The sequence below is a fragment of the Streptomyces ossamyceticus genome (assembly GCF_001418475.1).
Classification (GTDB): Bacteria; Actinomycetota; Actinomycetes; order Streptomycetales; family Streptomycetaceae; genus Streptomyces; species Streptomyces ossamyceticus.
Genome location: NZ_LIQX01000915.1, coordinates 1 through 300, shown reverse-complemented (window position 1 = coordinate 300; position 300 = coordinate 1). Strand labels below are relative to the sequence as shown.

Annotated in this window: 1 protein-coding gene; it reads left to right on the top strand. The window is 71.0% G+C overall.

The window, feature by feature from the left end:
• The coding region (locus tag AOK15_RS40485; RefSeq protein WP_240508826.1) for a glycoside hydrolase family 75 protein at positions 1 to 300 on the top strand (300 nt) is incomplete at both ends.

The window sequence follows — 300 nt, the reverse complement described above, 5'->3', positions numbered from 1 at the left end:
CCCGCCGACATCCCGGTGTGCGGTGTCGACGGGGCGGTGTTCTGGAAGGCCGACATGGACATCGACTGCGACGGCCGCCCGAGCGCGCGCTGCAACCGGACCACCGACCCCTGGTTCCAGCCCACGACCTCCTACCAGCAGTCCGACAGGCGCTACCTCAGCGCCGCGGGTCTGCCGTTCATCGTCCTCCCCGCCCCGAGCTCCGTGTGGGACTACCGCAAGCACGGCATCAAGGGGGGTTCAGTCGCCGCCGTCGTCCACGGGGACCGCGTCCAGTACGCCGTCGTCGGCGACAACGGC